We start from the raw sequence: 4,035 nt of genomic DNA on the forward strand, positions 1-4,035 counted from the left end.
AAACAACAGGAACAACCGAAAGAACAGCCGGCTGTAAATAAGCAACCAGAGCAGCAACAAGCACAAGAAGAGAAACAACAACCGAAAGCACCAGAAGTAAAAGAAGAAGCGAAGGTTGTGAATCAGCCGAAAGAAACACCGAAGCAGGAGCAAAAGAAAAAGCCAGAAGAGAACAATAGTGTACCAGCTCCACCAACACCGGTACCACCACCAAACCCAGTGCCACCACCAGTACCTAAAGCAAAACAAGTAACAATCTCGGTAAAAGGAAATAACGGATATATAATGGGTGCGAAAAAGATGGATGTACAAGATGGCGATACTGTGTATAAAGTATTACAACGTACAGGATTAGATGTTGATGCAAGCGGATCTAGAGATAGTATTTATGTAAAAGGTATTAATGATTTATATGAAAAAGATATTGCGGATACTAGTGGATGGAAATATCGTGTGAACGGTGCTTTTCCAAACCATAGTGCTGGTGTAGCTACGGTAAAATCAGGAGATACAATTGAGTGGGTATACGTATTACAATAAGAAAGGCATTCGGTAAAGGGCTATGAAAATAAGTTTTTCTTCTTTACATCCTTTTGTGAATTTTTTCTATTATATCGGGGTGATGATACTATGTATGATGTGTCTTCATCCTCTTTTTTTAATTGGAGCAATAGTATTAATTATTATGTTAAATGTGATGCAAGGAAATAGCGAAAAGATAAGAAAGATGCTACCGAGCACAATTGTTTTCTTTTTTATGGTAATTTTATTTAATTCGTTATTAACGCATAGAGGTCGAACTACGTTATTTTGGTTAGGTGATAGCCGTATTAAGCTTGAGGCGATTATGTTTGGAATAGTAATGGGGTTATTACTAGTTGCAGTTATGTTTACGTTTGCGTCATACAATGATATTATTTCCAGTCATAAATTTTTATATCTGTTTTCAAGAATTTCACCGAAAGTTGCATTGTTAACGATGATTACAGTAAGGTTTGTGCCATTGTTTATTAGGCGGTTGCAGAAAATTACACTCGTCCAAAAAACGAAAGGTGTACAAGTTGATGCAGGTTCCATTATTGAACGCGTGAAAAATGGTATGCAATTGCTGCAAGTATTATTAATTTGTTCATTAGAAGATGCACTGCAAACGGCAGATTCTATGCAAGCTCGTGGATTTGGTGTGACGAAGCGTACGACGTATATTCGCTATAGAATGGAAAGGCGCGATTGGTATACGCTCAGTTATTTAATCATTTTATTTATAGCTGTTATTATATGTAGTACGTATGGCGGAGGGAAATTGATTATTTATCCGAAAGTCGAATCTATTTTATTTCAGCAATACGATGGGATGATGTTTATCGTATTTACGATGTTTATTAGTTTACCAATTATAATAGAAGGAAGGGAATGGTTATGGTGGCGCATGCAGAAATAAACAATTTATCATTTGTATATGCTGATGAAAACGAAAAAGCGTTACAGCGTATTTCTCTTTCTGTTCAAAAAGGTGAATTCATTGTACTTGCTGGCGGATCGGGTTCTGGGAAGACGACTTTATTAAAACATTTTAAAAAGGAGTTACTTCCAATTGGTACGCGTTCTGGAGAGATATTTTATGAGAATGTTTTAATAGAGGAAGTACATGATTTGTTATCTGCCCAAGAAATTGGCATGGTATTTCAAAACCCAGAAAATCAGATCGTTATGGATACAGTGATTCAAGAATTAGCATTTTCTTTAGAAAATATCGGGTTACCATCACATATTATTCAAAAAAGAATAGCAGAGCTTATTAGTTTTTTAGGATTTCAAGATTTATTGCACCAATCTGTTCATACGTTATCTGGTGGGCAAAAGCAACTTGTCAATTTAGCTGCGGTATTAGTGATGCAGCCGAAATTATTATTACTAGATGAACCAACAGCGCAATTAGATCCAATTGCTGCGAAAGAGTTTTTAGGATTGTTAAAGCGTATTAACGAAGAACTTGGAATTACGATCGTTTTAAGTGAACATCGTTTAGATGAAGTAATACCACTCGCAACGCGCGTTATTTGCATGAATAACGGCCGAATCGTGTATGACGGTAGTCCGAAAACGGTTGTAGCGAATATGTGGGGAGTAGAAACATTCCGTCCATTTATTCCGCAAATTCCAAGGCTATTTTTAGAGTGGAATGTGAGAGATATTCCGTTTACGGTGCGAGAGGCGCAAATGAAAATGAATAATTTTTCAGCGATATCATATGTAAATGAGCCAATAGCACAAAGTGAAAAGCAAGAGGTAATTTTAAGCGCAGAGCATATTTCGTTCCAGTACGAAAAAAGTAGTCCGCTTATTTTACGTGATTTATCAGTTTCGATTGAAAAAGGAAAATGGGTAGCGCTCGTTGGGAAGAACGGTACAGGAAAGTCTACACTGTTAACGATTTTAGCAGGATTACAAAAAGCGAGAAGAGGGAAAGTAAAGTGGAACGGGAAAGTGATACATAAAATTGATTCGAAAGAACGATTTAAAAGGATCGGGTATGTATCGCAACATCCGTATTATCATTTTACATTTGATACAGTGTGGGATGAAGTGTATGAACGTGCACGTGAATTATACGGAGAACAAGGAAAAGAAATAGCAGAAGATATGTTGAAGAAGTTTTGGTTGTACTCGCTTAAAGAACGCCATCCGCATGATTGTAGCGGGGGAGAGCAACAACTACTTGCGTTATGTACAACGTTATTATCAAAGCCAACTTTATTATTACTTGATGAACCGACAAAGGGGCTAGATCCGTGGAAGAAAGAAAGAGTAGGAGAACTATTTAGGAAGCTACAAAAAGAAGGAACAACAATTATAATGGCAACGCATGACATTGAATTTGCAGCGAAATACGTTGATCAATGTATGATGTTATTTGACGGAACAGTCATTATGAATGATGCACCGAAAGAATTTTTTAGCGGCAACTTCTTTTATACAACATCTATTAATCGATTCATTCGAAAAGAATTGCCATATGCATTAACGTGGGAGGATGTGTACGAAGCGTGTCCAAACGATATGTTTCATTCATAATATGTATTTTTGCAGTAATAATAGGCACATTACTTCTTACGACACTTGTCATGGACGGTTATTACATGTTAAGTAGTTTGTTTATATTAGCAGTTATTATGTTACCTTTCTATATCCGTTTTGAAAGAAAGGCGTTTGTTTCACGTGAAATTGTTCTCGTTGCTGTATTAGCGGCAATTGCAGCAGTAAGCAGAGTGCCATTTTCTATTTTACCAAGTGTACAACCAACTTCTTTTGTCATTATTGTTTCTGCAATTGTATTTGGAAGTGAAACTGGTTTTATGATTGGTGCCACAGCAGCGATCGTATCTAATATTTTTTTAGGACAAGGTCCGTGGACACCGTGGCAAATGTTTTCGTGGGGCATGATTGGTTTTATAGCAGGTTTACTTCGTAATACATTTTTAATGAAAAAACTATGGGGGAGACTTCTTTACGGAGTAATCGTTGGATTTTTATTTGGCTGGATTATGAATTTCTGGGGTCTTCTCGGTTTTATACGAGAAGCAACGTGGGAGACTGTCATTTCGTATTATATCGCAAGTTTTTATTTTGATTTGAGTCATGCGATTTCGAATGTTATTTTCTTACTACTATTTAGTACGTCTTGGATTACGATTCTTACAAGGTTTAAAAAGAAATACGGTATATTAGATGAGCATAACGTGACATAGAAAAGCATACTCATATAAGGTAGGGTCGCGACTTACATATTCGTTTGCCTCTTTCATGCTTCTTACATATTGTAAGGAGCATTTTTTTGTCAAAAAATAGATTCAATATGCACCCGCTATTATATAAAATTATTTGTATAATAGTACGTGAGAACTCTTTTCAAGAGGGAGGTGTATAGTTAATGAAGTTAGTTATTCCGAAGCAACATGGTGCATGGGCCATGCTTGTTATACCTTTTCTATTAAGTGTCATACTTGGGAAACCTACTATTTATCATATTCCATT

Annotated in this window: 5 protein-coding genes; all 5 read left to right on the top strand. The window is 36.2% G+C overall.

The window, feature by feature from the left end; translation table 11 throughout:
• The coding region (locus tag MR170_RS29925; protein ID WP_242310509.1) for a DUF4430 domain-containing protein at positions 1-540 on the top strand (540 nt) is incomplete at its 5' end.
• A gap of 22 nt (positions 541-562) precedes the next feature.
• Positions 563-1,441 (top strand): energy-coupling factor transporter transmembrane component T, encoded by an 879-nt coding sequence (locus MR170_RS29930; protein ID WP_242310512.1) that lies wholly within the window; start codon positions 563-565, stop codon positions 1,439-1,441.
• Positions 1,414-3,075, top strand: coding sequence for an ABC transporter ATP-binding protein (locus MR170_RS29935; protein WP_242310514.1), 1,662 nt, complete (start codon positions 1,414-1,416; stop codon positions 3,073-3,075). The genes MR170_RS29930 and MR170_RS29935 overlap by 28 nt, the downstream gene beginning before the upstream one ends.
• Positions 3,048-3,749 (top strand): ECF transporter S component, encoded by a 702-nt coding sequence (locus MR170_RS29940; protein WP_242310515.1) that lies wholly within the window; start codon positions 3,048-3,050, stop codon positions 3,747-3,749. Before MR170_RS29935 ends, MR170_RS29940 begins: the two co-directional genes overlap by 28 nt.
• Positions 3,750-3,931: 182 nt before the next feature.
• On the top strand, positions 3,932-4,035 hold a 104-nt coding region (locus tag MR170_RS29945; RefSeq protein WP_242310516.1), incomplete at its 3' end, for a YwiC-like family protein.

It is taken from the genome of Bacillus cereus group sp. BfR-BA-01524 (assembly GCF_022662595.1).
GTDB classification, from domain to species: Bacteria; Bacillota; Bacilli; order Bacillales; family Bacillaceae_G; genus Bacillus_A; species Bacillus_A thuringiensis_S.